The organism is Candidatus Zixiibacteriota bacterium (assembly GCA_022865345.1).
GTDB lineage: Bacteria > Zixibacteria > MSB-5A5 > MSB-5A5 > RBG-16-43-9 > RBG-16-43-9.
Genome location: JALHSU010000058.1, coordinates 1 through 22,630, shown reverse-complemented (window position 1 = coordinate 22,630; position 22,630 = coordinate 1). Strand labels below are relative to the sequence as shown.

Annotated in this window: 37 protein-coding genes and 1 pseudogene; all 38 read right to left on the bottom strand. The window is 44.4% G+C overall.

All coding sequences use genetic code 11. The features are described from left to right. Positions 1-103: 103 nt before the first annotated feature. Positions 104-1,816, bottom strand: coding sequence for an arginine--tRNA ligase (argS, locus tag MUP17_02490; GenBank protein ID MCJ7457841.1), 1,713 nt, complete (start codon positions 1,814-1,816; stop codon positions 104-106). 50 nt (positions 1,817-1,866) lie between these two features. Further along, entirely contained in the window at positions 1,867-3,174 is a 1,308-nt protein-coding gene (locus MUP17_02485; protein MCJ7457840.1) for an MFS transporter, read from the bottom strand. 33 nt (positions 3,175-3,207) lie between these two features. Continuing rightward, complete coding sequence (locus tag MUP17_02480) at positions 3,208-4,425, bottom strand: PDDEXK nuclease domain-containing protein (protein ID MCJ7457839.1); 1,218 nt, start codon at positions 4,423-4,425, stop codon at positions 3,208-3,210. Positions 4,426-4,493: 68 nt separating this feature from the next. After that, complete coding sequence (gene dapF / locus MUP17_02475) at positions 4,494-5,342, bottom strand: diaminopimelate epimerase (protein MCJ7457838.1); 849 nt, start codon at positions 5,340-5,342, stop codon at positions 4,494-4,496. A 1-nt stretch (position 5,343) separates the two neighbouring features. Further along, a complete protein-coding gene (locus tag MUP17_02470; protein MCJ7457837.1) occupies positions 5,344-5,991 on the bottom strand; it encodes a histidinol phosphate phosphatase domain-containing protein in 648 nt (215 codons plus the stop codon). Between the two features lie 318 nt (positions 5,992-6,309). Continuing rightward, a complete protein-coding gene (locus MUP17_02465) occupies positions 6,310-6,615 on the bottom strand; it encodes a hypothetical protein (GenBank protein ID MCJ7457836.1) in 306 nt (101 codons plus the stop codon). Next, positions 6,578-7,006 (bottom strand): 50S ribosomal protein L17, encoded by a 429-nt coding sequence (rplQ, locus tag MUP17_02460; GenBank protein ID MCJ7457835.1) that lies wholly within the window; start codon positions 7,004-7,006, stop codon positions 6,578-6,580. Before rplQ ends, MUP17_02465 begins: the two co-directional genes overlap by 38 nt. Positions 7,007-7,035: 29 nt before the next feature. Continuing rightward, complete coding sequence (locus tag MUP17_02455) at positions 7,036-8,022, bottom strand: DNA-directed RNA polymerase subunit alpha (protein MCJ7457834.1); 987 nt, start codon at positions 8,020-8,022, stop codon at positions 7,036-7,038. Between the two features lie 62 nt (positions 8,023-8,084). After that, a complete protein-coding gene (rpsD, locus tag MUP17_02450) occupies positions 8,085-8,714 on the bottom strand; it encodes a 30S ribosomal protein S4 (protein MCJ7457833.1) in 630 nt (209 codons plus the stop codon). Between the two features lie 90 nt (positions 8,715-8,804). Next, a complete protein-coding gene (gene rpsK, locus MUP17_02445) occupies positions 8,805-9,197 on the bottom strand; it encodes a 30S ribosomal protein S11 (protein MCJ7457832.1) in 393 nt (130 codons plus the stop codon). Positions 9,198-9,221: 24 nt separating this feature from the next. Further along, positions 9,222-9,623 carry a 30S ribosomal protein S13 gene (gene rpsM, locus MUP17_02440; protein MCJ7457831.1) on the bottom strand — a complete coding sequence of 134 codons (402 nt, stop codon included), beginning with the start codon at positions 9,621-9,623 and terminating at the stop codon, positions 9,222-9,224. Between the two features lie 70 nt (positions 9,624-9,693). Next, positions 9,694-9,807 carry a 50S ribosomal protein L36 gene (rpmJ, locus tag MUP17_02435; GenBank protein ID MCJ7457830.1) on the bottom strand — a complete coding sequence of 38 codons (114 nt, stop codon included), beginning with the start codon at positions 9,805-9,807 and terminating at the stop codon, positions 9,694-9,696. A gap of 61 nt (positions 9,808-9,868) precedes the next feature. Then, the gene (infA, locus tag MUP17_02430) at positions 9,869-10,087 is read right to left on the bottom strand and encodes a translation initiation factor IF-1 (GenBank protein ID MCJ7457829.1); all 219 of its coding nucleotides are present in this window, start codon (positions 10,085-10,087) and stop codon (positions 9,869-9,871) included. A gap of 6 nt (positions 10,088-10,093) precedes the next feature. After that, positions 10,094-10,852 carry a type I methionyl aminopeptidase gene (map, locus tag MUP17_02425; protein ID MCJ7457828.1) on the bottom strand — a complete coding sequence of 253 codons (759 nt, stop codon included), beginning with the start codon at positions 10,850-10,852 and terminating at the stop codon, positions 10,094-10,096. Continuing rightward, entirely contained in the window at positions 10,849-11,496 is a 648-nt protein-coding gene (locus MUP17_02420; protein ID MCJ7457827.1) for an adenylate kinase, read from the bottom strand. Before MUP17_02420 ends, map begins: the two co-directional genes overlap by 4 nt. Position 11,497: 1 nt before the next feature. Then, entirely contained in the window at positions 11,498-12,805 is a 1,308-nt protein-coding gene (gene secY, locus MUP17_02415) for a preprotein translocase subunit SecY (GenBank protein ID MCJ7457826.1), read from the bottom strand. Between the two features lies 1 nt (position 12,806). Then, positions 12,807-13,250, bottom strand: coding sequence for a 50S ribosomal protein L15 (gene rplO, locus MUP17_02410; GenBank protein ID MCJ7457825.1), 444 nt, complete (start codon positions 13,248-13,250; stop codon positions 12,807-12,809). Between the two features lie 14 nt (positions 13,251-13,264). Then, entirely contained in the window at positions 13,265-13,453 is a 189-nt protein-coding gene (gene rpmD, locus MUP17_02405) for a 50S ribosomal protein L30 (GenBank protein MCJ7457824.1), read from the bottom strand. Between the two features lie 12 nt (positions 13,454-13,465). Beyond that, positions 13,466-13,948: a 30S ribosomal protein S5 gene (gene rpsE, locus MUP17_02400; GenBank protein ID MCJ7457823.1), complete on the bottom strand. Its 483-nt coding sequence runs from the start codon at positions 13,946-13,948 to the stop codon at positions 13,466-13,468. Positions 13,949-13,964: 16 nt separating this feature from the next. Then, complete coding sequence (rplR, locus tag MUP17_02395) at positions 13,965-14,339, bottom strand: 50S ribosomal protein L18 (protein MCJ7457822.1); 375 nt, start codon at positions 14,337-14,339, stop codon at positions 13,965-13,967. A gap of 23 nt (positions 14,340-14,362) precedes the next feature. Continuing rightward, positions 14,363-14,899 carry a 50S ribosomal protein L6 gene (gene rplF / locus MUP17_02390; protein ID MCJ7457821.1) on the bottom strand — a complete coding sequence of 179 codons (537 nt, stop codon included), beginning with the start codon at positions 14,897-14,899 and terminating at the stop codon, positions 14,363-14,365. Positions 14,900-14,921: 22 nt separating this feature from the next. Continuing rightward, entirely contained in the window at positions 14,922-15,320 is a 399-nt protein-coding gene (rpsH, locus tag MUP17_02385; GenBank protein MCJ7457820.1) for a 30S ribosomal protein S8, read from the bottom strand. Positions 15,321-15,342: 22 nt separating this feature from the next. Then, positions 15,343-15,528: a type Z 30S ribosomal protein S14 gene (locus tag MUP17_02380; protein MCJ7457819.1), complete on the bottom strand. Its 186-nt coding sequence runs from the start codon at positions 15,526-15,528 to the stop codon at positions 15,343-15,345. Positions 15,529-15,542: 14 nt separating this feature from the next. Next, positions 15,543-16,085 carry a 50S ribosomal protein L5 gene (gene rplE / locus MUP17_02375; GenBank protein MCJ7457818.1) on the bottom strand — a complete coding sequence of 181 codons (543 nt, stop codon included), beginning with the start codon at positions 16,083-16,085 and terminating at the stop codon, positions 15,543-15,545. A 120-nt stretch (positions 16,086-16,205) separates the two neighbouring features. After that, complete coding sequence (rplX, locus tag MUP17_02370; protein ID MCJ7457817.1) at positions 16,206-16,547, bottom strand: 50S ribosomal protein L24; 342 nt, start codon at positions 16,545-16,547, stop codon at positions 16,206-16,208. A 29-nt stretch (positions 16,548-16,576) separates the two neighbouring features. Next, positions 16,577-16,945, bottom strand: coding sequence for a 50S ribosomal protein L14 (gene rplN, locus MUP17_02365; GenBank protein MCJ7457816.1), 369 nt, complete (start codon positions 16,943-16,945; stop codon positions 16,577-16,579). Positions 16,946-16,975: 30 nt separating this feature from the next. After that, positions 16,976-17,233 (bottom strand): 30S ribosomal protein S17, encoded by a 258-nt coding sequence (rpsQ, locus tag MUP17_02360; protein MCJ7457815.1) that lies wholly within the window; start codon positions 17,231-17,233, stop codon positions 16,976-16,978. A 45-nt stretch (positions 17,234-17,278) separates the two neighbouring features. Beyond that, positions 17,279-17,509, bottom strand: a complete 231-nt coding sequence (gene rpmC, locus MUP17_02355; GenBank protein ID MCJ7457814.1) for a 50S ribosomal protein L29 — start codon at positions 17,507-17,509, stop codon at positions 17,279-17,281. 12 nt (positions 17,510-17,521) lie between these two features. Next, entirely contained in the window at positions 17,522-17,935 is a 414-nt protein-coding gene (gene rplP / locus MUP17_02350) for a 50S ribosomal protein L16 (protein MCJ7457813.1), read from the bottom strand. A gap of 11 nt (positions 17,936-17,946) precedes the next feature. Then, entirely contained in the window at positions 17,947-18,675 is a 729-nt protein-coding gene (gene rpsC / locus MUP17_02345; GenBank protein MCJ7457812.1) for a 30S ribosomal protein S3, read from the bottom strand. A gap of 205 nt (positions 18,676-18,880) precedes the next feature. Next, positions 18,881-19,210, bottom strand: a pseudogene (gene rplV, locus MUP17_02340) (50S ribosomal protein L22). Positions 19,211-19,237: 27 nt separating this feature from the next. After that, positions 19,238-19,525 (bottom strand): 30S ribosomal protein S19, encoded by a 288-nt coding sequence (gene rpsS / locus MUP17_02335; GenBank protein MCJ7457811.1) that lies wholly within the window; start codon positions 19,523-19,525, stop codon positions 19,238-19,240. 3 nt (positions 19,526-19,528) lie between these two features. Further along, positions 19,529-20,350 carry a 50S ribosomal protein L2 gene (gene rplB, locus MUP17_02330; protein MCJ7457810.1) on the bottom strand — a complete coding sequence of 274 codons (822 nt, stop codon included), beginning with the start codon at positions 20,348-20,350 and terminating at the stop codon, positions 19,529-19,531. A gap of 48 nt (positions 20,351-20,398) precedes the next feature. Next, a complete protein-coding gene (gene rplW / locus MUP17_02325; protein ID MCJ7457809.1) occupies positions 20,399-20,689 on the bottom strand; it encodes a 50S ribosomal protein L23 in 291 nt (96 codons plus the stop codon). Continuing rightward, a complete protein-coding gene (gene rplD, locus MUP17_02320; protein MCJ7457808.1) occupies positions 20,686-21,315 on the bottom strand; it encodes a 50S ribosomal protein L4 in 630 nt (209 codons plus the stop codon). Before rplD ends, rplW begins: the two co-directional genes overlap by 4 nt. A 19-nt stretch (positions 21,316-21,334) precedes the next feature. Next, a complete protein-coding gene (gene rplC, locus MUP17_02315; protein ID MCJ7457807.1) occupies positions 21,335-21,967 on the bottom strand; it encodes a 50S ribosomal protein L3 in 633 nt (210 codons plus the stop codon). A gap of 29 nt (positions 21,968-21,996) precedes the next feature. Then, positions 21,997-22,305 (bottom strand): 30S ribosomal protein S10, encoded by a 309-nt coding sequence (rpsJ, locus tag MUP17_02310; GenBank protein MCJ7457806.1) that lies wholly within the window; start codon positions 22,303-22,305, stop codon positions 21,997-21,999. Positions 22,306-22,510: 205 nt separating this feature from the next. Then, positions 22,511-22,630 (bottom strand): elongation factor Tu (locus tag MUP17_02305; protein ID MCJ7457805.1); only part of this gene is annotated, 120 nt, incomplete at its 5' end.

Sequence of the window (22,630 nt, the reverse complement as noted above, 5' to 3'; positions counted from 1 at the left end):
CCGAATTTGGATCCGTAGGAAAGGTGGGGTTCTCTGAGCATCGACCCATGTTGAGGGCAACATGGGTTTACCGTTTTTCGTCTTACGTCTTCCGTCTAACTTCTTACATCTTCTCCGGAGATTTAATTCCCAATATACTCAAACCTGATTTAATCACAGTCTGAACTGCTCTGACCAATAGCATTCTGCCTTTGGTTAAGTTTACATTCTCAATTATGATTCTCTCCTTCTGGTAAAACCGATTGAATAGGGATGAAAGTTCTAGTAAATAAGAACAGATTATAGCGGGATCATATTGATGAGCAGCCTGTTTTATCTTTCTGGGGAAATCCTCCAACTTTCTGACTAGGCTATGTTCATCCTGAGTCGAAAGAAACTGCATAAGGAACTTCTCAAATTCGGGCCTCGTCCCATAACGCTCCTGAGATTTGCGAATCAGACTGCACAATCTGGCATGGGTATATTGAACATAAGGCCCGGTTTCACCTTCAAAATTTAGGACCTTGTCCCAGTCAAAATCGATATCCTTATTCCTCCGGGTGAAAAGATTGGCAAATATAACCGCACCTATACCCACATCAAATGCGACTTTCTCCTTATTCTCTAACTCCGGGTTCTTCTCCTTTATTATCTTCAGGGCTAAATCAATCGACTTATTTAGCACATCTTCTAATAAGACAATGTTCCCTTTCCGGGTAGACATCATCACCTGCTTAAATTTCACCCAGCCGAAATCAACATGCACCAAATCCTTTGCCCAGGCATACCCCATAAGCTCTAAGACCTTGAAGAGTTGCTGGAAATAAAGCTTCTGGGCACTGCCCACGACATAAAGTGCTTTGTCGAAATGATAAGTTTCATACCTGTAAATTGCCGCACAGATATCTCGCGTGGCATACAGACTTGCCTCATCTTTTTTTCGGATAAGACAGGGAGGCATACCATATTTTTCCAAATTGACAATCAGGGCATCCTGACTCATTTCTGTCAGCCCCATCTGGTTCATTTTATCAACGGTCTTTTCTATGAACTGATTGTAGAAGCTCTCACCTGCATAGGAATCAAAGGAGATGTCCAGCATCTTGTAGATTCGATTAAACTCATCTAAGCTGAAATTTTTGAACTTCTCCCAGAGCTCTAAAGCCTCACCGTCTCCGTCCTCCAATTTCTTAAACCACCTTCTGGCTTCTTCCTCTAATTCAGGTTTTCCTTCTGCTTCCCGGTGAAACTTAACATAAAGGTCATAGAGGGTTGCGATCGGATCAGTGGTAAGCTCCTTCTCTTCTCCCCACATCTTATATGCGGCTATGACCTTACCGAATTGAGTTCCCCAGTCTCCCAGATGATTTATCCTTATAGCCTCATATCCTAATTTTCTGAAGATATTGTACAGAGCATTCCCGATCACAGTTGACCTGAGATGCCCGATCCCAAAAGGCTTGGCGATATTGGGGTGAGAATAATCCATCACTATGGTCTTCCCTTTTCCCTGAGTACCTGAGCCATAATCCAAATCTCTTTCAAATATTTCCTGTAGCACATACTCTGCGAATTTCTCACGGTTTACCTTGAAATTGATATAAGGTCCAATCGGATAAATCTGTTCAATCAGCTCTTTAGGCATAAGCTCTGAAGAGAGTTTAGAAGCAATTTCTTGAGGAGGCTTCTTCAGTTCTTTGCTTAAAATATGACAGGGAAAAGCATAATCCCCGAACTTCTCCTCCGGTGGCACTTCGATAAGAGCTTCAATTTTCTCAGGAGGAAATTCTATCTTGCTTTTTATTATTTCTATTATCTCTTGCACAAAATTATTCATCTTTTTTCCTTTTAGCTACAAGCTACTTGCTACCTGCTCCTTTCCCCTCGTTACTCATATTTGAAATCCGCTGGAACTTTCTGAGTCTCTGCTTCTAGAATAAATGGCTTTGCTTTACCCAATTCCCGGTCCTCCTTACCGGAGAAAAAGTAAAAATAAAGAATGCTGGAGATAATGTAAAGCCCCGTGGCGACTAATAATGGTAAAACATACCCGGAGGATTGGATAAGCTTCCCGCCGAAGCTTGCGCTTATCCCCCAGGACAGAGTCCAGGCTAAAGCAGTTAGACTGTTAGTCAACGGTTGTTCTTTCTCGTTTACCTTCTCCATAGAGAAATTAGTTGAGATCGGCTGGCTCATATTCATCAAAGCACCTCTTAAAAGGAATGCCAGAACAGCCAGAGGCAGAAGATAACTGAAAGCCAGGCAGAGCATAAAAGGAATGGAAGCTAATTGAGTATAGACGATGCTCTTGATCATCCCTACCTTTTTGGACAGCACCGGACCTAATATAATTCCCGCCAGCATGAAAACCTGCAAAAGCGCATAATAAATACCAATGTCCTTCGCAGGCAGACCAAACCTGTCCCTGAAATAAAGGTTCAAAAAGGGGATGATCAGTCCTGCACCCAGGCCTAAAATGAAAAAAGGAATGCAAAGTCTTAGAAGTAATCCTCCTCTTTCTTTTAGAAGTTTGAAATCCCAAGCCAGACTTTCTTCATTTTTGCTCCGAGTCTCCTCGTGCCGTATCAGATAAAAAGGAATTAGACCAACCAAGCCGAAAAGAATTGCTACATAAAGTGAGCCCCGGTAAGCCCAGACCTGATCGCCAAGTAAGCTGTTAAGCAGGCTCACCAGATATCCTCCCCCTAAACTCCCCACAATCCCGGCGAAGATCATTATCCCGAAATTCATACTGAAAAGATAGGTTCTTTCCTGCGGGGTGCTGTTTTTCATAAAGAAAGGAGCAGCCGCCACCCGGTAAGAAGCCACGCTCATCCCTAAGAAAAAACTGACTAAAAGTAATCCTTTAAGTCCCAGGATGCTTGCCTGAAGAAAATATAATGCCGCAGCCAAAATGGTAGCGATGATAAGTACTTTTTTGATCTGGATTCTTTGCAGAATATATGCAACTGGCAGTGTAATAACAACCGCACCCCAGGCATTCATCGACAAAATCTGACCAATAGCGCTTTCACCAAAAGAAAGCTCTTTTAAATATAGATTAAGCAGAAGCTGAAACCCCGCAAACGCCAGCCCGATAAAAAAAGCGCCCAGTAAGAACAGCCTGGCGTTCTTAGAGAATAACTTTAAGTGATGGATGTAATTACTTATGCCAGTTTGGATTGTATTGGTCATAACTAACGTGAGACGTAAGACGATTTTTTCGTCTTATGTCTCGCCTTTAATAATTTTCATCTCCAAGAGCCTTTGTCTTTCGTGTTCAATCTCAGCTTTCAAGACTTCGGGAGCAGGCAATTGGAGTTTATACTTTGAAGCAAATATCTTGTTATTCATTCCGCCCAAAGCATATTCAATAACTGTTTTCTTTTTGTCAGTACAAAGAATAATCCCAACCGGCTTATTTTCTCCAATTAACTTTTCTTTATCTTTTAGATAATTCAAGTACAAATTCATCTGCCCTGCATCTGCGTGGGTAAACTCACCGATCTTCAAATCTATCGCTACCAGGCATCTCAAGACTCGATGATAAAGAAGAAGATCCAGACGATAATGGCTCCCCTCAAGGGTAATCCTTTTTTGTCTGGCAACGAAGGTAAAACCAACTCCCAATTCAAGCAGAAAATGTTCCAGATGTTTAATTAAAGCTTCTTCCAATTGTGACTCTGAATACTCATCTTTCAATCCAAGAAACTCCAGAACATAAGGGTCTTTAATTTCGTCCTCGGGCTTGAGGGTAACAGGTTTTTCGTGTGCTTTAGCGATGACTGTCAGCTTTCTCTTAGATAGTGCAGTCCGTTCGTAAAGCATGGATTGAATTTGTCTGTCGAGCTGCCTCACTGACCAGTTTCCCCGGATAGATTCGGCTTCATAGAATTCTCGTTTGTAAGGTTCATTCAGGCGAAGAAGGAGGCAATAATGAGACCAGGAAAGAGAGAATTTCGCACACAGGGTGTTCCATATTTCGGATTGGCTATACTGTGTCAAGCCTTTCTGAAATACTTCAGACGGTGTCCGAAATATTATCATTAATTCGGTAGACAGCGTCTGCTCTTTTTTATTCTTCGATAATTTACCAGACACCGTCTGGGATTTTTTAGTTAACAATTTCCCAGACACTGTCTGGGAAATTCGAGTATCCTTATATATAAGATAGAATTGGCGCATCAAACGCAGGTTTTCCCTTCCAAATCCCTTACCAAATTTACTTGTAAGGTCCCGTGATAGTTGCTCAAGAAGTAATTCTCCATACTCCGCCCTTTCTTTCCCCTTCTGCTCATACTCCACAACCCTTCTCCCGACAAGCCAGTAAGTAGCCACCAGAACAGTATTAACATACCGCACCACCGCCTTACGCCCCTGCTCAATCAGAGAAGCAAGGTCAGCGAGGAGAGTTGAGTAATGTTGGGTTTTGCTGGTTTTCTTCATTTTCGTGAAGTTTTTCCACGTCGGGCGTGAAGCCCGAGGCTACGTTTTTATTCGATATCCGTCATTCGTCATTGACTTTTATATTCATATATCCCCGAAAACACTTCATCCGTCGGTCCAATCACATAGATATGATTATTTTTCTCATCCCAGCTCACTTTTAGACATCCGGCTGGGAAATAAGCTAAAACCTCTCTATCGGTTTTATTATTCAAAACACAGGCGACTAAACCTGCAGAAGCACCGGTTCCGGATGCCATAGTCTCCCCGGCTGACCTTTCCCAGACCCGCAACTGTATCTTTTTACGATTTAAGACTTTGACGAATTCCACATTGGTTTTCTCAGGAAAGATCGGATGCTTTTCCACCATTGCACCTAACTTCTGCCAGCCTTCTTCAAATCTATCTACGAGGATGAGAGTATGCGGGTTACCCATAGAAACGCTGGTTATATTGATCGATCGATCATCGACCTTTATCTCCTCGTTAATGCAGAATTTGCCCTTCCCATTCACAGGAATCTTCTTTCTTTCCAGGATAGGCTCACCCATATCGACTTTTATTATAAACTCACCAGTCCTTTTTAGAACCTCAGCTTCTATGATCCGATCTTTGGTTTCTATCTCGATTTTTCTTTTCCTGCATAGACCATGTTCGCACACATACCTGGCAAAACATCTCACCCCGTTTCCGCACATCTGGGCGGGAGTCCCATCCGGATTGTAAAACTCCATTCTGAATGGAGCCTTTCTCCCTTTGCGAATGATGATCAGCCCATCTCCGCCTACCCCGAAGTGTCGATCGGTAATCTTTCTGGATAAATCTCTAAGATTTAAACCTGTAAGATTCTGTTTAAAAGAATCTATATAGATATAGTCATTCCCCAAAGCCTGGAGCTTGGTAAATTTTATTTTCATATCACCTTCTTTTTCTTAAAAGTTCTATAGAATTTTGCAGAACGCCCTTGAATTCTTTTTCTGAAAGACCCGCACCCAGACCAACTTTTCTCAAGATGTCTTCGGTGAAAAGGTCAGAAGGAGAATGAGCATCCGTATTGATGACTAATTTCGCCCCAACTTTGCGAGCAAGTTTAGCCACATGACCATTAGTCAGAGAGTGACCTCTTCGGGCAGAAAGCTCAAGATATGTTCCTCTCCTTCTTGCCAGCTTGACTTCCTTTTCAGTTATCAAACCCGGATGAGCCAAAATGTCGAGGTCGCTTTCCAGTCCAGCTAAATTAGTACCAGGGATCACTGGTTCGACTGGCGACTCTCCGTGAACCACAATAATCTTTGCTCCGAATTTTCGAGCCAACTCTGCCAGCTCTGGTATCTGTTGAGGAGGAACGTGCGTGATTTCGACACCAGGCAAGACTTTTATCCTCATATATTTATTCAGGTCTTTTGAAACCTTTATAAGTTGAGCCAGAACAAGGGCAAGATTACCGGAATCAACGTGATCCGTGATCGCAATAGCTCTATAACCGGCAACATAAGCCCGGCGTGCCAGCTCCGCAGGCAGGAGTGCCCCATCGCTTAAGACCGAATGAGTGTGTAAGTCTATCATTCCAACTCCTTTTTTAATTCAAGTTTACAATCTAATTTAATTTCAGAATTTTGCAAATGTTTTTTAGTAAAAATAGGTAGAACATTGCTCTGCCCTAAAATGATTTACCCTCTCCTTCACAAGGAGAGGGCAGGGAGAGGTTATGCCATTTAAACCTCCAGGCGGATGTCATCATCTGCCAGAGATATGCCTTGTCGAGGATGATAACATCCTCGACGAGCGAAATCCTCTGCTGATTCAGATATAATAAAAAATCAAAAAGGCAATCCGGAAGGATTGCCTGCTTAGTTCTTTTGGTCTTGTCTCTTTATCTCGAGACTACGGAATTTCTTTTTCCTCTTCACCTAAGAGATCATCTTTGATCTCCTCCTCCCCCTCCCATTCTTCTCCTTCCCATTCCTCTTCCTCTGGATGAACTTCCTCCACTGCCTCCAGCTCCTTTTCCTGCAGAATATCCTCTAAAAGCTTTTCATCCAGTTTCCTTGTCTTTTTGCTTTCTTTCTTCTCTCCTATGATCTTAATAGTCTTCCCGGTTTTTTCCTTACCTTTCTTTATTTTTTTTATTTTCTTAGCGGGCTTGATTTTCTTAGTTTTTTTCTTCTTTTCGACTTTTTTCTTTTTCATCCTTTTCTCCTTTCTTCTTCTTCTCAATCTTTGGTTTTTCGACCAAAAGCTGAACCACCGCCATTTTCGCCCCATCCCCCTGACGGTATCCGAGCTTTAGAACCTTGGTGTAACCACCTTGACGAGCAGTAAGCTTAGGAGCTATTTCATCAAAAAGCTTTTTCACTAATTTTCTGTTTTTCAGTACGCTGAAAGCTAATCTTCGGGAATGCAGGTCCCCTCTTTTGCCCAGAGAGACCAGATAGTCAGTCCATCTTTTAACTGCCCGGGCTTTCGCCAGAGTAGTACGAACCTGAATATGCTCCAGGATCGAGGCCGACATATTCGATAGCATTGCCTCCCGGTGACTTTTATTGCGGCTTAATTTTAAGACTGCTTTTCCGTGTCTCATTTTCTATCCTTTTGTCTTAAGTAGTTCCGCTATCCTTTCTTGACCGGCTCTTTATATTTTTCTATATTCATTCCAAAGGACAGACTAAGTTTAGATAGGATATTGGTGAGTTCGGTCAGCGATTTCCTCCCGAAATTTCTGTATTTCAGCATCTCCGACTCAGTTTTCTTCACCAAATCTTCCAGGGTCTGAATGTTGGCCGCGCGCAGGCAGTTAGAGGACCTGACTGAAAGCTCTAAATCATCCACTTTGGTTCTCAGGAGGTTTCTTATCTTTAGCACCTCCTCGTCTACCACTTCCTCTGGTGCCATCTCAATCACCTCATCCTTCTTGATGAAGAGCTGGAGGTGGTCTTTCAATATCCTGGATGCCAATCCCAGAGCATCTTCTGGAGTAATGCTTCCATCAGTCCAGACCTCCAAGAACAACTTGTCAAAATCCGTACGCTGGCCTACCCGGGTATTTTCCACCCAGAAATTAACTTTGGTCACTGGAGAAAAGAAAGCGTCAAGGAAGATGGTGCCAACTGGAGATTCTGGTTTTCTATTCTGCTCGGCTGGAACATAACCTCTGCCAGATCCGATCTCTATCTCCATCTTCAGTTTATTTTCGTCAGTCAGTGTTACGATATGCTGTTCCGGATTTAAGACCTCTACTTCTGGATCTGTCTTTAGATCGCCAGCCTTGTAATCTTTCTTCTTCTGGGCATCCAGGACAATGGTCTTGGGCTCGTCGCCCAGCAATTTAACCCTGATCTGTTTGACGTTCAGCACTATTTCAGTCATGTCCTCGTATACCCCGGGAATGGTGGAGAACTCGTGCAGGATTCCGTCAATTCTCAGGGAGATCGGAGCTGCGCCCTGGATGGAGGAAAGCAAGGTCCTTCTCAAAGCGTTCCCCAGGGTTATTCCAAAGCCTCTTTCCAGCGGCTCGATTATGAACTTGGTATAGTTTTTGGCAAAAGTGCTCTGATCTATCATTGCCCCTTTGGGCATTTGCAAGCTTTTCAATTTCATATATCTTTTCCTCCTTCCTGCATCCCGCCTGCGGCGGGTAAGGAAAAAGAGACAAGTTAAACTTATCTTGAATAATATTCTACCACTAACTGCTCCTGAACCATCAATGGTATGTCCAGTCGCTTGGGTCTTTCCAAAAGCTCTCCTTGCAGGTGAGCCTTATCCAACCTCAGCCAGGGAAACTCTGTCCCCCGGCCTGCTTCTCTCAATGAAGCATGGATGATATCCAGGTTTCTGCTTTTCTCCTTTACCGAGATAATGTCTTTTGGCCTGACTTGATAAGAAGGTATATTCACTATCCGGTTGTTTATCAGAAAGTGCCGGTGAAGGACTAACTGACGTGCGGTCTTGCGGGAGGGGGCGAATCCCAGACGATATACCAGGTTATCCAGCCTGCATTCCAGAAGCTGTAAAAGCTTCTCTCCTGTGATCCCTTTTTCTCTCTCTGCCTTGAGAAAATAGTTTCTGAACTGCTGTTCCAGAAGACCGTAGATGCTTTTTACCTTTTGCTTTTCTCTCAAACGCAGTGAATATTCTGAGCTTTTGCGACGGCTGGTCTGGCCGTGCTCACCGGGAGCATAGCCTCTTTTGTCAAAAGTGCATTTATCGCTTGAGCATTTGACCCCTTTGAGAAAAAGCTTCTCTCCTTCTCTCCTGCAGACTTTACAATTTGGACCAATGTATCTTGCCATCTTATCTCCTTCTAAAATAAAGGTCATAGGTCATAGTTGATGGGTGGTAGGGACCCTACCACCTGTACCCTATTACCTATCACCTGTCTTCTATACTCTTCTCCTCTTGGGAGGCCTGCATCCGTTGTGCGGAATCGGGGTTACGTCGCGGATGGAGGTGACCTCCAGTCCCGCAGATTGCAAAGACCTTATGGCTGCTTCTCTTCCTGCCCCTGGTCCTTTAACCCAGACCTCTACTCTTTTAACTCCTGATTCCAGAGCTATTTTAGCTGAGACGTCAGCCGCTATTCCCGCTGCAAAAGGTGTACTCTTTTTCGACCCCTTGAAGCCGCTTTTTCCGGCTGAAGACCAGGTGATCACGTTTCCGCGGGTATCGGTAATCGTGACGATAGTATTGTTGAAAGTCGCCTGGATATGGGCAATCCCGGATGACTCGGCTCTCTTAACTTTTTTCTTGACTGGCTTTTTGACTTCTTCTGCCACTTTTTTTCTCCTTAAAGGTTTAGCTTATTTACGGGGAGCTGCTGCCGCCTTGGCTGCGGCTGCCTTTCTGGTTCCTACGGTTTTTCTGGGACCTTTTCTGGTACGGGCATTGGTCTTGGTTCTTTGACCCCTTACCGGAAGGCCCCGGCGATGTCTTAGTCCACGATAGCAGCCTATATCTATCAATCTTTTTATATTCATCGCCGTTTCGCTTCGCAGAGCACCTTCTACCTTGTACTCAGACTCAATCACCGACCTCAACTTGGCGATATTATCCTCAGTCAAATCTTTAACCCGGATGTCAGGGCTGACTTTGGTTTTCTCAAGAATCTTTTTAGCTGAGGTAGGACCAATCCCATAAATATAGGTCAACCCTATCTCAATTCTTTTATCCTTTGGTAAATCCACGCCTGCAATTCTTGCCAACTTTAGACCTCCTCTAAGATACAAATTAAAATTTATATAATCTGAGCTACTTACCTCATAATAAAAATGATTAACCCTGTCTCTGTTTGTGTTTCGGGTTCGGGCAGATAATCATTATCGCGCCCTTTCTTTTGACCACCTTACATTTTTCGCATCTCACTTTAACCGAACTTCTAACCTTCATATTCTTTTCCTTTCTTTAACCTATCACCCATTACCTACCACCTACGACCTATGACCTTGCGTCATTTGTATCTATAGACAATTCTTCCCCTGGAAAGATCATACGGCGAAAGCTCAACCGTAACCTTATCCCCAGGAAGAATTTTAATGAAATGCATCCTCATCTTTCCTGATATGTGCGCTAAGACTTTATGACCATTTTCCAGCTCCACCCTGAACATAGCATTAGGCAGAGGCTCAACCACTTTACCGTCAACCTGTATCAGTTCTTCTTTAGCCATATAATCCTAAAAAGACTCCTCTGGAAGAGTTAAAATCTCGGGTCCGTTATTTGTTATGGCGATCGTATGCTCAAAATGAGCAGAAAGAGAGCCATCCAAAGTGACCACGGTCCAGTTATCCTCCAGAGTTTTTATCTCATAACCTCCGGCATTAACCATCGGCTCAATCGCCAAAACCATCCCTTCTTTCAGCAACAAGCCGCTTCCTGGACTCCCGAAATTAGGAACTGGGGGGTCTTCATGCATATGTCTGCCTATACCGTGCCCGGTTAAATCCCTGACCACTGAAAAACCATTTTTCTCTGCGATGGACTGAACCGCATAGGATATATCTCCTAAACGATTTCCAGCAATTGACTGAGATATTCCTGCTTCCAGAGATTCAAGAGTCACTTCTAAAAGTCTCTTAGCCTGATTTGAGATTTCCCCGACAGGAAAAGTCCAGGCACCATCTGCATAAAACCCATCTTTCAAAACGCCTATATCCACAGAAATAATTTCACCTTCTTTGAGAACTCTTTCTCCAGGTATACCGTGAACAACTTCGTTATTTATGGAAGTACAGATATTCCCCGGATACCCACGGTAACCCTTAAAAGCAGGTATTGCTTTGTTTTTAACGATAAACTCCTCAGCTAATCTGTCCAACTCTATGGTCTTAATTCCTGGTTTTATTTTCTCTTTCAGATAGCTCAAAGTCAAACCAACGATCTCGCCGTTCTCCCTGATTATCCTTATCTCTCTCTCGGACTTTAGCTCGATCATCCTTTGCTTATGCTGTTAAGGATCTCCTGCAGGACCAAATCTTTATCTTTTTCACCATTTATCTCCAGTAGCTTTTCCTGTTTCTGGTAATAAGACTCCACAGGCTGGGTCTGCTTCTCATAAACCTGCAGCCGGTTCAAAATCACATCCTTCCGGTCATCAATCCTTTGCTCCAGGATACCACCGCAGAGGTCGCATATTCCTGCCTGCCTGGGTGGTCTGGTTTCCAAGTTGTAATCTGCACCGCACTGGGGACATACCAGTCTGGCTGAGAGCCTCTTAACAACGGTTTCTTTGGAAACTCTGATCTTGACTACCCGGTCTATCCTTTTATTGATTTCCTTCAGTAAGGCATCCAGATCCTCAGCCTGGACTAAAGTCCTTGGAAAGCCATCCAGAATAAATCCAGCCTCGCAATCTTTTTCCTCCAGTCTTTTTCTCATCACTTCTAAAATCACCTGGTCCGGAACCAGCTCTCCTTTAGCCATAAAGGCTTTGACCTTCAGCCCTAAGAAAGTTCCTTTTTTAAACTCCTCCCTTAACATATCCCCGGTAGAGATATGAGGGATACCTAATTTTTCAGAGAGTAAAGCTGCCTGGGTTCCTTTCCCCGCTCCTGGGGAACCTAAGAATATGAAATTCAATTTAGAATCTTCCCTTTATCCTTCCTTTCTTCATGAACCCCTCGTAGTGCCGCATTAGCAGATGGGACTCTATCTGCTGGAGCGTATCCAGCGCCACCCCAACCACGATTAAAATACTGGTTCCTCCGAAATAGTAACTGACATTCATTCTTTTCATCAGAAGATAGGGTAAAACAGCGATCAGGGCAAAAAAGATGGCTCCAGGAAGAGTGATCCGGGTCAAGATTCTATCTATATATTCTGAGGTTCTTTTGCCCGGCCTTATTCCAGGGATAAAACCGCCATATTTCCTCATATTATCAGCTAAATCCACCGGGTTGAAAACGATGGCAGTATAAAAATAAGCGAAGAAGACGATCAGCAAACCATAGACGATGGAATAAAGAGCGCTTCCTGCATTGAACCAGGACTGGACATTGACCATGAACTCGCTGTTCGGGAAAAAGGAAGCTAAAGTGCTGGGTGCAAACATTATCGACTGGGCAAAGATGATCGGGATAATTCCTGCCGCATTAACGGAAAGAGGTATATGAGTACTCTGCCCGCCGTACATTTTTCTGCCCACAACTCTTTTGGCATACTGCACCGGGATTTTTCTCTGGGCACGGGTCACCAGTACCGTGGCTGCAACCACGGCTAACATCAGGGCTACCATGAAAACCAAGGTAAAGATATCTCTTCTTCCTCCCAATAGATTTTGAATCTCCTCAATGATGGCATTAGGAAAACGGGCGATGATCCCGATGAAGATGATGAGCGAGATACCGTTTCCAATTCCCTTGTCCGTGATCTGTTCGCCCAGCCACATTATGAAGATGGTGCCGGAAGTAAAGGTGAGCATGGTCAAAAGCCTGAAGCCCATTCCGGGATTGGGAACCGCATATCTGCCTGCGATATTTATGCTCTCCAAGAAAAGGGAGGTTGCCATTGCTTGAACCGCAGCGATAGCCACAGTCCCGTACCGGGTATACTGAGTGATCTTTCTTCTTCCCTCTTCACCTTCCTTTTGCAGTTTCTGAAAATAGGGAATTACAGTTCCCAAAAGCTGCATTATGATCGAGGCGGAGATGTAGGGCATTATCCCCAGAGAGAAGATAGTGGCTTTCGAAAAGGCACCTCCGGCAAACATATCATACATTCCGAACAGGGAACCGGATGCCTGCCTGAAGAATTCTCCTAAAGCTGAGGCATCAACTCCTGGCGTAGGTATGTGGGCACCTATCCGGTAAACGACCAGAATTCCCAAGGTGAATAAAATCCGTTTCCTCAGCTCCGGAATTTTGAAGACATTTTGAAAAGTATTTATCATTTTATTTTATCAGCTCAACTTTCCCGCCAGCAGCTAAGATCTTCTCCTTCGCGCTCTGGCTGAAGGCATGGGCCTGTACGGTTAAGGCTAAAGTTATACTTCCCTCACCCAGTATCTTAACTGGCATATCTTCTTTCTTAACCAGACCGCTATTTTTCATAACCAGAGGATTGATTACCTCTGCGTGCCCGCACTTTTCCAGAGAGCTTAAGTTTACTATCTGATATTCTTTTTTGAAAAGCGAACGGAAACCTCTTTTAGGCAGCCTTCGCTGCAGCGGCATCTGTCCGCCTTCAAACCGGGGATGAATCTTTCCGCCGGAGCGAGCTTTCTGGCCCTTATGACCGCGGGTAGAGGTTTTTCCGTGACCTGAGCCCGGTCCTCTGCCTATTCTTTTTCTCTTTTTTGTTGACCCGGGAACTCTTTTTAATTCACCTAATCTCATAAAGAAAACCTTTGCTACCTTTCGACTTCTTCGACTTTTAGCAAATGAATTACCTTCTGAATCATCCCTCTGATCTGGGGGTTGTCTTTGTGAAACACCGACTGGTAAAGCTTTTTTATCCCTAAAGCACGAATAGTCTCTTTCTGAGACTTTTCGAAATCTATAGCGCTTTTTACCTGAGTAATTTTAAGCTCTTTTGCCATAAACTTTTTAAATTAAACCTCTTTTTCTCCTGACTCGACTTTTTCTATAAAGTCTTTAAGCTTTAAAAGCCCGGCCAGAGTGGCTTTAACTACGTTATGAGGATTAGAGGTGCCTAAAGATTTGGTTAAAATATCCTGAACCCCTGCCGCTTCCAGAACCGCCCTGACCGGTCCCCCGGCGATAACGCCTGTGCCTGGAGAGGCAGGTTTCATAACCACAGAAGCCGCTCCGAATCTGCCGATGATGGGATAGGGAATGGTGCCGTCTTTTAAAGGGATTTCAATCATATTTTTCCTGGCTGATTCGGTTCCCTTTCTTATTGCATCAGCAACTTCTCCAGCCTTTCCCAGTCCCACGCCAACTTTACCCTTTTTATCCCCGACTGCCACCAGAGCAGTAAAACCAAACCTCTTACCACCTTTGACCACCTTGGCGACCCGATTAATGTGGATCACCCTTTCCTCAAGCTGCATTTCATCCGATTCAAATCTCATCCATATACCTCTTCAATTAAAATTTCAAGCCTCCTTCTCTTGCCCCTTCAGCTAAAGCCTTGACCCTGCCGTGATAGATATATCTATTCCTGTCAAAAACCACTTTTACTATTCCTTTTTCCAAGGCTCTCTTAGCCAGGTATAGTCCGACTTTTCGGGCTATCTGATTTTTCTTATCCTTCTCTGTCGACTCCTTGCTCAATTCAGGAGTCAGGCTGGAGACACTCAGCAAAGTCTTCTGGGTCAGGTCATCGATAAGCTGGGCATAAATATGCCCCAGGCTCCGGTATACTGAGAGCCTTGGCCTTTCCTGGGTACCTTGGATTTTTTGCCTTACCCTCTTCTGTCTCCTCTCGGAGGATATTTTTTTATTAGTGGATTTACTCCGCATAGAAATATTACACCCTTTATTTTTTAAGCTGCTGTCTTACCAGCTTTCTTGCGAACTTTTTCGCCCTCATATCTTATCCCTTTACCCTTATAAGGCTCAGGCGGTCGGAATGATCTTATCTTTGCTGCTACCAATCCCACCAGCTCCTTATCAGCTCCTGAGACTACAATCCTGGTGGGATTGTCGACCATAAGTTTTATCTCTTCCGGGGGTCTGAAAAGTATGGGATGGGAGTATCCCAGGCTCAAAGTTAGCTTATTTCCAGCAAGCTCAGCCTTATACCCAACTCCGATAATAGAAAGAACCTTCTTAAATCCCTCGGTTACGCCTTTGACCATATTGGCGATCAGGGCTCTGGTCAAGCCATGTAATGATTTGTCGAATTTGCTATCAGACCCTCTTTTCACCCAGACCTTGTCCTCTTCCAACTGGACCTGCATGGCCGGATGAAATCTTTTGGACAGTTTTCCCAAAGGTCCAGTTACTACCACTTGGCTCTGGGAGATTTCTACCTTTACCCCTTTAGGCACAGACACTGGATTTTTACCGACTCTTGACATATTTACTCCTTCTGAACTCCAATTACCAGACGCGGAAAATAACCTCCCCACCTATCCCTTTTATCCTTGCCTGGCTGTCAGTCAGGATACCTTGAGAAGTGGACAGAACATACATTCCAAATTCTCTTCCGGTTTTCTTTAGCTTATCCTTATCAAAATAGATCCGTAATCCCGGTTTTGAAACTCGCTCAAGCCCGTCAATTTTCTTTCCCCCTTTTGGACTGTAACTCAGGTAAAGCCTCAAGAGGTTCTGCCTGTTATCCTCAACCTCCACGTAATTTCGAATAAATCTGTTTTCCAAAAGTATCCGGGCTATCTCTTTCTTCATCTTTGAGCCGGGGATATCTACGATTTTATGTTTGGCTTTATAAGCGTTTCTGATCCTGGTCAGCATATCCGCAATCGGATCCGTTACCTTCATCTAACCTCCTCTAACTGTTTTCCTACCAGCTGGCTTTTACCACGCCGGGTATCTCGCCTCTAAGGGCTAATTCCCTGAAACAGATACGGCACAAGCCGAAATCCCCCATATATCCTCTGGGCCTTCCGCATCTGTAACAGCGGTTATGTTTTCTAACCTTGAATTTAGGCTTGCGATTCGCTTTTTCAACCATTGATTTTCTAGCCACACACGCTCCTTAATCTATTTAACTCCGAAAGGCATCCCCAGGGCTTTCAAAAGCTCCAGCCCTTCCTCGTCGGTTTTTGCCGTGGTGCATATGGTTATGTTCATACCTCTGATCTTCTCCACTTTATCATAGTCGACTTCCGGAAAGATTATCTGTTCCTTCAACCCTAAATTGTAATTGCCCCTGCCGTCAAAAGATTTTGCCGGCACCCCTCTGAAATCCCTGATCCGGGGAATCGAGGCGTTAACTAACCTGTCAAAAAAATCAAGCAGCCGGTCCCGGCGTAAAGTCACGCAGCAGCCGATAGGAGAACCCTCTCTTAGCTTGAAATTAGAAATAGATTTCTTGGCTCTGCGGGTAATCGGCTTCTGGCCTGTGATCAAAGCCAGCTCGGCTGAGGAAGCTTCTAACAGTTTCACGTTCTGGGTTGCTTCTCCTACTCCTATATTTATGATGATTTTCTCCAGTCTGGGAACTTGCATTACATTCTTGTACCCAAACTTCTTCATCAGGGCTGGAATAACCTCTTTCTGGTATTTTTCCTTGAGCCTTGGGATATATTTAGTCTTGGGAGAGCTTTTCTCCGGCTCTTTACCTTTTTCCTTCTCTTTTGCCATCTAATAACCTTCTTATGTTTTTTCTATCGTCTTACGTCTTACCTCTCACGTCTCACGCTTTTATATTATCTCTCCACACTTTCTGCAAATCCGAACTTTAGTTTTACGAACAGAAAGCTTTTCTCCAGTCATGCTTGCATCTGCCAGCACTTTATAGCTTACCTTAGAAGGAGAGGAGCATTTTGAGCAGTAAAGCATCAGATTGGAGATCTCAATCGAGCCTTCCTTCTCCAGGATTCCTCCTTTCGGGTTCTTGGTAGACGGGCGGGTATGTCTCTTTATGAAATTCACGCTCTCCACGACGGCCCGATTCTTTTCCTTGAAAATCTTGAGCACTTTTCCCATTTTCCCCCGATCATCTCCGCTGATCACTAATACCGTGTCTCCTTTTTTTATGCGCATACCTGCTCTCCTCTAATCTGCCTTCCCTATCAAATGACCTCAGGTGCCAGGGAGATAATCTTCATAAACTGTTTTTCCCGGAGTTCCCTTGCCACCGGTCCAAAGATCCTGGTGCCCTTGGGTTCATGCTGCTCGTCTATGATCACGGCCGCATTATCCGAAAAACGGATATACGAGCCGTCTTTTCTTCTGGTCTCCCGGGTAGTCCTCACCACTACCGCTTTGCAGACTTCGCTTTTCTTAACCGTTCCTCCTGGCAAGGCGTCTTTAACTGTTACCACGATTATGTCTCCAATCCTGGCATACCTTTTCCTGGTCCCGCCCAAAACCCTGAAACACTGCACCACCTTCGCTCCGGTATTGTCCGCCACCACTAATTTAGAATATTCCCTGATCATAGTTTTGCGCTACCTGTTTAAACTAAAAAACTATTTAGCCTTTTCTACTACCTTTAAGAGTCTCCATCTTTTAAGTCTGGAAAGGGGTCGGGTTTCCATCACCTTGACCAGATCTCCGATCTGGCACTCGTTTTTTTCATCGTGGGCATATAGCTTCGAGGTCCTTTTAATCGTTTTCTGGTAAACCGGATGCCTTAAAAGCCTCTTCACTGCAACTACAATAGTCTTCTGCATGTGGTTGGAGACCACCCTTCCGATTCTAACTTTTCTTTGTTTTCTTTCAGTCATATGCTCTTGATTCTTCTTTTAGCTTTAAGGTTTTTTGCCGTGTTTTTACTTTATCTTCCTTTCCTCTGGAGTAGCCAGCTTTCTTTTACCCAATTCCTCTTCATGTAGCATAGTATTGATCCTGGCGATTTCTCTCCTTATCACTCTGAGTCTGAGCGGGTTGTCCAGCTCCTTAGCTGACTTCTGCATTCTTAGATTAAATCGCTCCTCTTCGAGCTCATCTCTTTTCTGTACAAGCTCTTCTTTGGTTAAATCTTTTAAAGCTGCCTTTTTCATATCTTTAAACCTTTAAAACTCTTTCCTTGAGACCATCCTGGTTTTTATAGGTAATTTGTGTGCGGCTAAATCAAAAGCCTCTTTGGCTATCTCCGGGGTAACGCCTTCTAATTCAAAAAGAATCCTGCCAGGCTTGACCACTGCTACCCAGTATTCAGGATTTCCCTTTCCTTTTCCCATTCTGGTCTCGGCTGGTTTTACTGTAACCGGTTTATCCGGGAAAACCCGTATCCAGACTTTACCGCCTCTCTTTATGAACCGGGTAAGGGCAACTCTTGCCGCCTCAATCTGTCTATCCGTGAGCCAGGCCGGCTCAAGAGCTTTCAGCCCATATTCTCCAAAATCTATATGACTGCCTCTTAAGGCTTTTCCTCTCCTTTTGCCTCTTTGTTGTTTTCTGTATTTTACCCTTTTAGGCATTAACATATCGAAATCCTTTAGCCTCTTTTCTCTCTTCTTTTTCTTTTTCCGCTCTCCGGCGGTCTCTCTTCTTTATGTCTTTCCGGTGTCCAGTGAACCCCTTCTGCTGATTGGGGCTCCTTACCCAGGATCTCTCCCTTGAATATCCACACCTTGACCCCGATGGTACCATAAGTGGTATGGGCTGTCGCTTGAGCGTAGTCTATATCTGCTCTCAGGGTATGTAGAGGAACCCGTCCTTCCATATATTGTTCAGTTCTGGCTATCTCTGCTCCAGCCAATCTTCCTCCACAGCTTATCTTTATACCCTCAGCCCCCATCTTCATGGCGGAGCTTATGGCTTTTTTCATCGCCCGGCGATACGAAATTCTACCTTCTAACTGCCTGGCGATGTTTTCTGCCACCAGTTTGCCGGAAAGCTCCGGTTTGCGCACTTCGATTATATTTATATTTATCTCTTTCTTGGTCAGATGCTGTAGCTCGTCTCTAAGTTTGTCTACTTCAGCTCCTTTTCTTCCGATGACAATCCCCGGGCGAGCGGTGTGAATGTCTATGGTGACCTTCTTAGGAGCTCTAAAGATATCAACATTGGCAATTCCGGCATGTTCCAGCTTGGTCCGGGTGTATTTACGAATCAACTGGTCTTCTTTCAACTGCTCAACAAAATTCTTAGTGGAAAACCATCTTGAGCTCCAGGTTTTTACTATACCCAATCTCAACCCTACGGGATTTGTCTTATGACCCAAACTTCTTACCTCCTTTATTCTCTATATTTCAAACTGGTTTTGGATGGAAATTCTATTCATCTTTTTTCTCGTCTGATTTCTTCTTGGTCTCTTTTGCTTTTTTAGGTTTCACCGGTTTAACTTTTTTGGTCTCTTCGATTTTTTCTTCCTGTTTTCTGACCGCCGGCTTTAATTCCTTTTTCTTTTTCCCTTCGATTTCGTCTGACACCACAATTGTCAGGTGATTGGTCCTTTTTCTGATCCGGAATGCCCTGCCCATACTTGCCGGCCTGATCCTTTTCATAATCGGACCACCGTCCACGAAGATCTTCTTGATAAATAGATCTTCTGCTTTGAGCTTAGCAGTACCTTCCTGGTTTATAGCATTGGCACTTGCAGACTTCAAAGTCTTCTCTAAATACTTAGCCGCATATTTGGGCACGAAGCTAAGAATATTCAAAGCCTCTTCAACATTCTTACCCTTGATCAGCTCAACCACCCTCCTCACTTTCCTGGCTGAGCCCCTGGAAAACTTAGCCCGTGCAACTGCCTCCATTTAAAACTCCTATCTTTCTTTACTTTATTACTTAAGTGCCACGGTCCTCTCGGTTATCTTACCAGCGTGAGCTCTGAAGGTGCGCGTAGGGGCAAACTCTCCCAATTTATGGCCTACCGTATTCTCGGTCAAATAGACCGGGATAAATTTGTTTCCGTTGTGAATGGCGATGGTATGCCCGACGAATTCAGGCGTAATCGTAGACCTTCTGGACCAGGTTTTGATCACTTTCTTTTCCCCGCTTTGATTCAGAGCATTGACCTTTTTCATCAGATGCTCATCCACGAAAGGACCTTTTTTTAGAGAACGCGCCATAGATTATTTTCTCCGTTTAACTATCCATCTGTCAGAAAGTTTTCTCTTTCGGGTCTTTAGACCTTTGGTTGCTTTACCCCAGGGAGTAGTGGGATGTCTTCCACCAGAAGATTTCCCCTCTCCACCACCCATAGGATGATCCACCGGGTTCATCGCAACCCCTCTGTTCCTGGGTCTTCTCCCCAGCCATCTGGTTCTGCCAGCTTTACCAAAGGAGATATTTTCATGATCTATATTACTTAACTGCCCGATGGTGCCAAAACATTCCAGCCGTACCAGACGAATCTCTCCTGAAGGGAGTCTCAGGTGTCCATACTCGCCTTCCTTTGCCACTAACTGAGCCATGCCACCAGCAGATCTGGCTATCTGGCCTCCCTTGCCTCTTCTTAACTCCACGTTATGGATCATGGTTCCTAAGGGGACTTTAGCCAGAGGCATAGCATTTCCCGGCTTTATCTCGACCTCATCCCCAGCCATAACTGAATCTCCGACTTTAAGCTCTAAAGGAGCCAGGATATATCTTTTTTCGCCGTCCGAGTAATTCAAAAGAGCAATCCTGGTCGAACGGTTAGGGTCATACTCGATCGAGGCTACCTTAGCCGGAATATTAAGTTTATCCCTCTTGAAATCTATTATCCGGTAATACCGCTTTGAGCCACCGCCGCGGTAACGGCAGGTGATTCTCCCGTAATTATTCCTTCCGCCTTTTTTCTTTAAGGTGACAACTAAAGACTCCTCTGGCTTATCCTTGGTTATCTCCTCAAAAGTCGGAAGGGTCTTAAATCGCAACCCTGGAGTAACTGGCTTATATTTCCTTAACGGCATCTTGCAAACTCGCTTTCTTGATCCTTCTTCTATTCTTAAATAGAGACTTTAGACTGTTTCAAAAAAATCTATCTTCTCTCCCTTTTTAAAGCTGACGATCGCTTTTTTCCAGTTAGGTCTTTTACCCTCAAACCTTCCCATTCTCTTGACTTTTCCATGCACGATCATGGTGTGAACTCCCACCACGTTGACTTTGAAAAGCTCCTCGATCGCTTTCTTTATTTCCGGCTTGTTCGCCTTAAGGTCTACCTCAAAAGCATACTTATCCTCTTTGACGCGGAGATCAGTGCTTTTCTCTGTGACCAAGGGTCTTAAAATGATTTTCCTGGCTGGTTTCAACTGGAGAAAACCTCCTCTAATTTTTTAAGGCTCTCTCTGGTCAACAAAAGATATTCGCAGTTCAGGAGATCATAAGGATTAACTACCTGAGCTGGCCTAAAAGTCAAATTTTTTATGTTGCGACAGGATTTGTAAAGGTTATCCTTTCTGGCATCTCCCAGAAAAAGAATTTTGGAGCCGCTTATCCCCAATTTTTGCAGAAGGGCATAAATGGTTTTGGTCTTAGGCTGCTCCAGGGATAGCTCCTCCAGAACCTTTATCTTATCCTCGGAAGCTTTTGAAGAAAGAGCAGATTTCAGCGCCAATCTGGAGATCTTTTTGGGCAGGGTTGTTTTCCAGTTTCTCTGGAAAGGACCAAAGGTCCTGCCGCCGCCTACCCAGATGGGAGAGGTATTAGAACCAGCCCTGGCTCTGCCAGTGCCCTTCTGCCTCCAGGGCTTAGCCCCACCACCACGCACCTCTGCCCGGGTTTTCTTTTTCACTGTGCCCTGCCTCTGGTTAGAAAGGTAGATTTTGACGTATTGGTGCACGGCTTTCGGGTTGGGCTTTAACCCGAACAGCTCTGGCTTCAGCTCCAACTCTCCTGTCGATTTACCTTCGATATTATATAGATTTGCCTTGCTCATAAACTTTCAAACTTTGAATTTATCTTCTCTTTGACTTCTTCACCAGTAAGATAGCATTCTTCTTTCCTGGAACTGCTCCTCTGACTAACAACATATTCTTTTCCACATCTACTCCAACCACCTCTAAGTTGCAGACTGTGACCCTTTCATTTCCCATCCTTCCGGCCATCCTCTGTCCCTTAAAGGTGCGCGAGGGAAAAGAGCTTGAACCTACAGATCCAGGTGCTCTTAGTCTATCTGACTGCCCATGGGTTTTTGGGCCACCTCTGAATTTATGTCTCCTGACTACGCCCTGGAAACCAAGCCCTTTGGAGACTCCGGTAATATCCACCTTTTCTCCAACTGTAAAAAGATCGACTTTTATCTCCTTGCCTGGCTCAAGTTGTTTATCCGGTTTATCTGTCCGGAATTCTCTTAAGAACCTCTTAGGCTCAATCTTAGCTTTCTCAAAATGACCGATCGAGGGTTTATTAAAAAGTGTTTTTCTTTTCTGACCAAAAGCTAACTGCAGGGCATTATACCCTTCCTTTTGCGCAGTTTTTACCTGAGCTATCGGACAGGGGCCTGCCTCTATCACAGTCACCGGGATGAACTCCCCTTCTTTCCCGAAAATCTGGGTCATCCCCGCTTTTCTACCAATTATACCTTCCATCTCTACACCTTGTCCCGCCAAAGGCGGGATTAAACTTTGATCTCCACGTCCACGCCGGCTGGCAACTCCATCTTCATCAGAGCATCCACGGTTTGAGGGGTGGAATCGTATATGTCAATCAATCTTTTATGGATCCTGGTCTCAAACTGCTCTCTGGATTTTTTATCAGTGTGCGGTGATCTCAAAACCGTATAAACCGTTCTCCTTGTGGGTAAAGGCACTGGTCCTGAGATCTTAGCGCCGGTTCGGGTGACAGTTCTTACGATTTCTTGGGCTGACTTATCCAGTGAGTAATGATCGTAAGCCTTGAGCCAAATCCTGATTTTTTGTCCGTCCATTCTTAGTTCCTATCTTTCAAACAACAGTTATGTTTCGTCAATCTTCCAATTTTTTGAGCTTTTGAGCCTTTTTTCGTCCGGATAAGGCCGGATGCTACATCTCCTTTGAAACCTTGAGTTTTTTGTCGGGCAGTACCGCCTTTGGCGGGACAGCCCGACCTACCTTCTTTTTTGCCCTTGAACCATTGAACCATTGAACCTTTTTCTATTCGATTATCTCCGTAACTACTCCCGCACCTACTGTCCTCCCCCCCTCCCTTATGGCAAACCTTAACTCCTTCTCCATGGCTATGGGCGCAATTAACTCCCCTGACATGTTGACGTT

What these genes read in the sequence shown, in the direction of transcription:
- MUP17_02470 (MCJ7457837.1), bottom strand. Translation starts at nt 5,991, where the DNA reads ATGATAGACTTACACACTCATTCGGTCTTAAGCGATGGGGCACTCCTG.
- rpsS (MCJ7457811.1), bottom strand. Translation starts at nt 19,525, where the DNA reads ATGGCGCGTTCTCTAAAAAAAGGTCCTTTCGTGGATGAGCATCTGATG.
- rpmJ (MCJ7457830.1), bottom strand. Translation starts at nt 9,807, where the DNA reads ATGAAGGTTAGAAGTTCGGTTAAAGTGAGATGCGAAAAATGTAAGGTG.
- rplO (MCJ7457825.1), bottom strand. Translation starts at nt 13,250, where the DNA reads ATGAGATTAGGTGAATTAAAAAGAGTTCCCGGGTCAACAAAAAAGAGA.
- rpmD (MCJ7457824.1), bottom strand. Translation starts at nt 13,453, where the DNA reads ATGGCAAAAGAGCTTAAAATTACTCAGGTAAAAAGCGCTATAGATTTC.
- rplR (MCJ7457822.1), bottom strand. Translation starts at nt 14,339, where the DNA reads ATGCGGAGTAAATCCACTAATAAAAAAATATCCTCCGAGAGGAGACAG.
- rpsJ (MCJ7457806.1), bottom strand. Translation starts at nt 22,305, where the DNA reads ATGGACGGACAAAAAATCAGGATTTGGCTCAAGGCTTACGATCATTAC.
- dapF (MCJ7457838.1), bottom strand. Translation starts at nt 5,342, where the DNA reads ATGAAAATAAAATTTACCAAGCTCCAGGCTTTGGGGAATGACTATATC.
- rplF (MCJ7457821.1), bottom strand. Translation starts at nt 14,899, where the DNA reads ATGTCAAGAGTCGGTAAAAATCCAGTGTCTGTGCCTAAAGGGGTAAAG.
- rpsQ (MCJ7457815.1), bottom strand. Translation starts at nt 17,233, where the DNA reads ATGACTGAAAGAAAACAAAGAAAAGTTAGAATCGGAAGGGTGGTCTCC.
- rplN (MCJ7457816.1), bottom strand. Translation starts at nt 16,945, where the DNA reads ATGATCAGGGAATATTCTAAATTAGTGGTGGCGGACAATACCGGAGCG.
- rplX (MCJ7457817.1), bottom strand. Translation starts at nt 16,547, where the DNA reads ATGCGCATAAAAAAAGGAGACACGGTATTAGTGATCAGCGGAGATGAT.
- rplP (MCJ7457813.1), bottom strand. Translation starts at nt 17,935, where the DNA reads ATGTTAATGCCTAAAAGGGTAAAATACAGAAAACAACAAAGAGGCAAA.
- infA (MCJ7457829.1), bottom strand. Translation starts at nt 10,087, where the DNA reads ATGGCTAAAGAAGAACTGATACAGGTTGACGGTAAAGTGGTTGAGCCT.
- rpsH (MCJ7457820.1), bottom strand. Translation starts at nt 15,320, where the DNA reads ATGAAGGTAACGGATCCGATTGCGGATATGCTGACCAGGATCAGAAAC.
- rpsD (MCJ7457833.1), bottom strand. Translation starts at nt 8,714, where the DNA reads ATGGCAAGATACATTGGTCCAAATTGTAAAGTCTGCAGGAGAGAAGGA.
- rpsE (MCJ7457823.1), bottom strand. Translation starts at nt 13,948, where the DNA reads ATGAGATTTGAATCGGATGAAATGCAGCTTGAGGAAAGGGTGATCCAC.
- MUP17_02465 (MCJ7457836.1), bottom strand. Translation starts at nt 6,615, where the DNA reads ATGAAAAAGAAAAAAGTCGAAAAGAAGAAAAAAACTAAGAAAATCAAG.
- MUP17_02455 (MCJ7457834.1), bottom strand. Translation starts at nt 8,022, where the DNA reads ATGAAATTGAAAAGCTTGCAAATGCCCAAAGGGGCAATGATAGATCAG.
- rplD (MCJ7457808.1), bottom strand. Translation starts at nt 21,315, where the DNA reads ATGAGCAAGGCAAATCTATATAATATCGAAGGTAAATCGACAGGAGAG.
- MUP17_02480 (MCJ7457839.1), bottom strand. Translation starts at nt 4,425, where the DNA reads ATGAAGAAAACCAGCAAAACCCAACATTACTCAACTCTCCTCGCTGAC.
- rpmC (MCJ7457814.1), bottom strand. Translation starts at nt 17,509, where the DNA reads ATGAAAAAGGCAGCTTTAAAAGATTTAACCAAAGAAGAGCTTGTACAG.
- rplC (MCJ7457807.1), bottom strand. Translation starts at nt 21,967, where the DNA reads ATGGAAGGTATAATTGGTAGAAAAGCGGGGATGACCCAGATTTTCGGG.
- map (MCJ7457828.1), bottom strand. Translation starts at nt 10,852, where the DNA reads ATGATCGAGCTAAAGTCCGAGAGAGAGATAAGGATAATCAGGGAGAAC.
- rplQ (MCJ7457835.1), bottom strand. Translation starts at nt 7,006, where the DNA reads ATGAGACACGGAAAAGCAGTCTTAAAATTAAGCCGCAATAAAAGTCAC.
- argS (MCJ7457841.1), bottom strand. Translation starts at nt 1,816, where the DNA reads ATGAATAATTTTGTGCAAGAGATAATAGAAATAATAAAAAGCAAGATA.
- MUP17_02485 (MCJ7457840.1), bottom strand. Translation starts at nt 3,174, where the DNA reads ATGACCAATACAATCCAAACTGGCATAAGTAATTACATCCATCACTTA.
- rplB (MCJ7457810.1), bottom strand. Translation starts at nt 20,350, where the DNA reads ATGCCGTTAAGGAAATATAAGCCAGTTACTCCAGGGTTGCGATTTAAG.
- secY (MCJ7457826.1), bottom strand. Translation starts at nt 12,805, where the DNA reads ATGATAAATACTTTTCAAAATGTCTTCAAAATTCCGGAGCTGAGGAAA.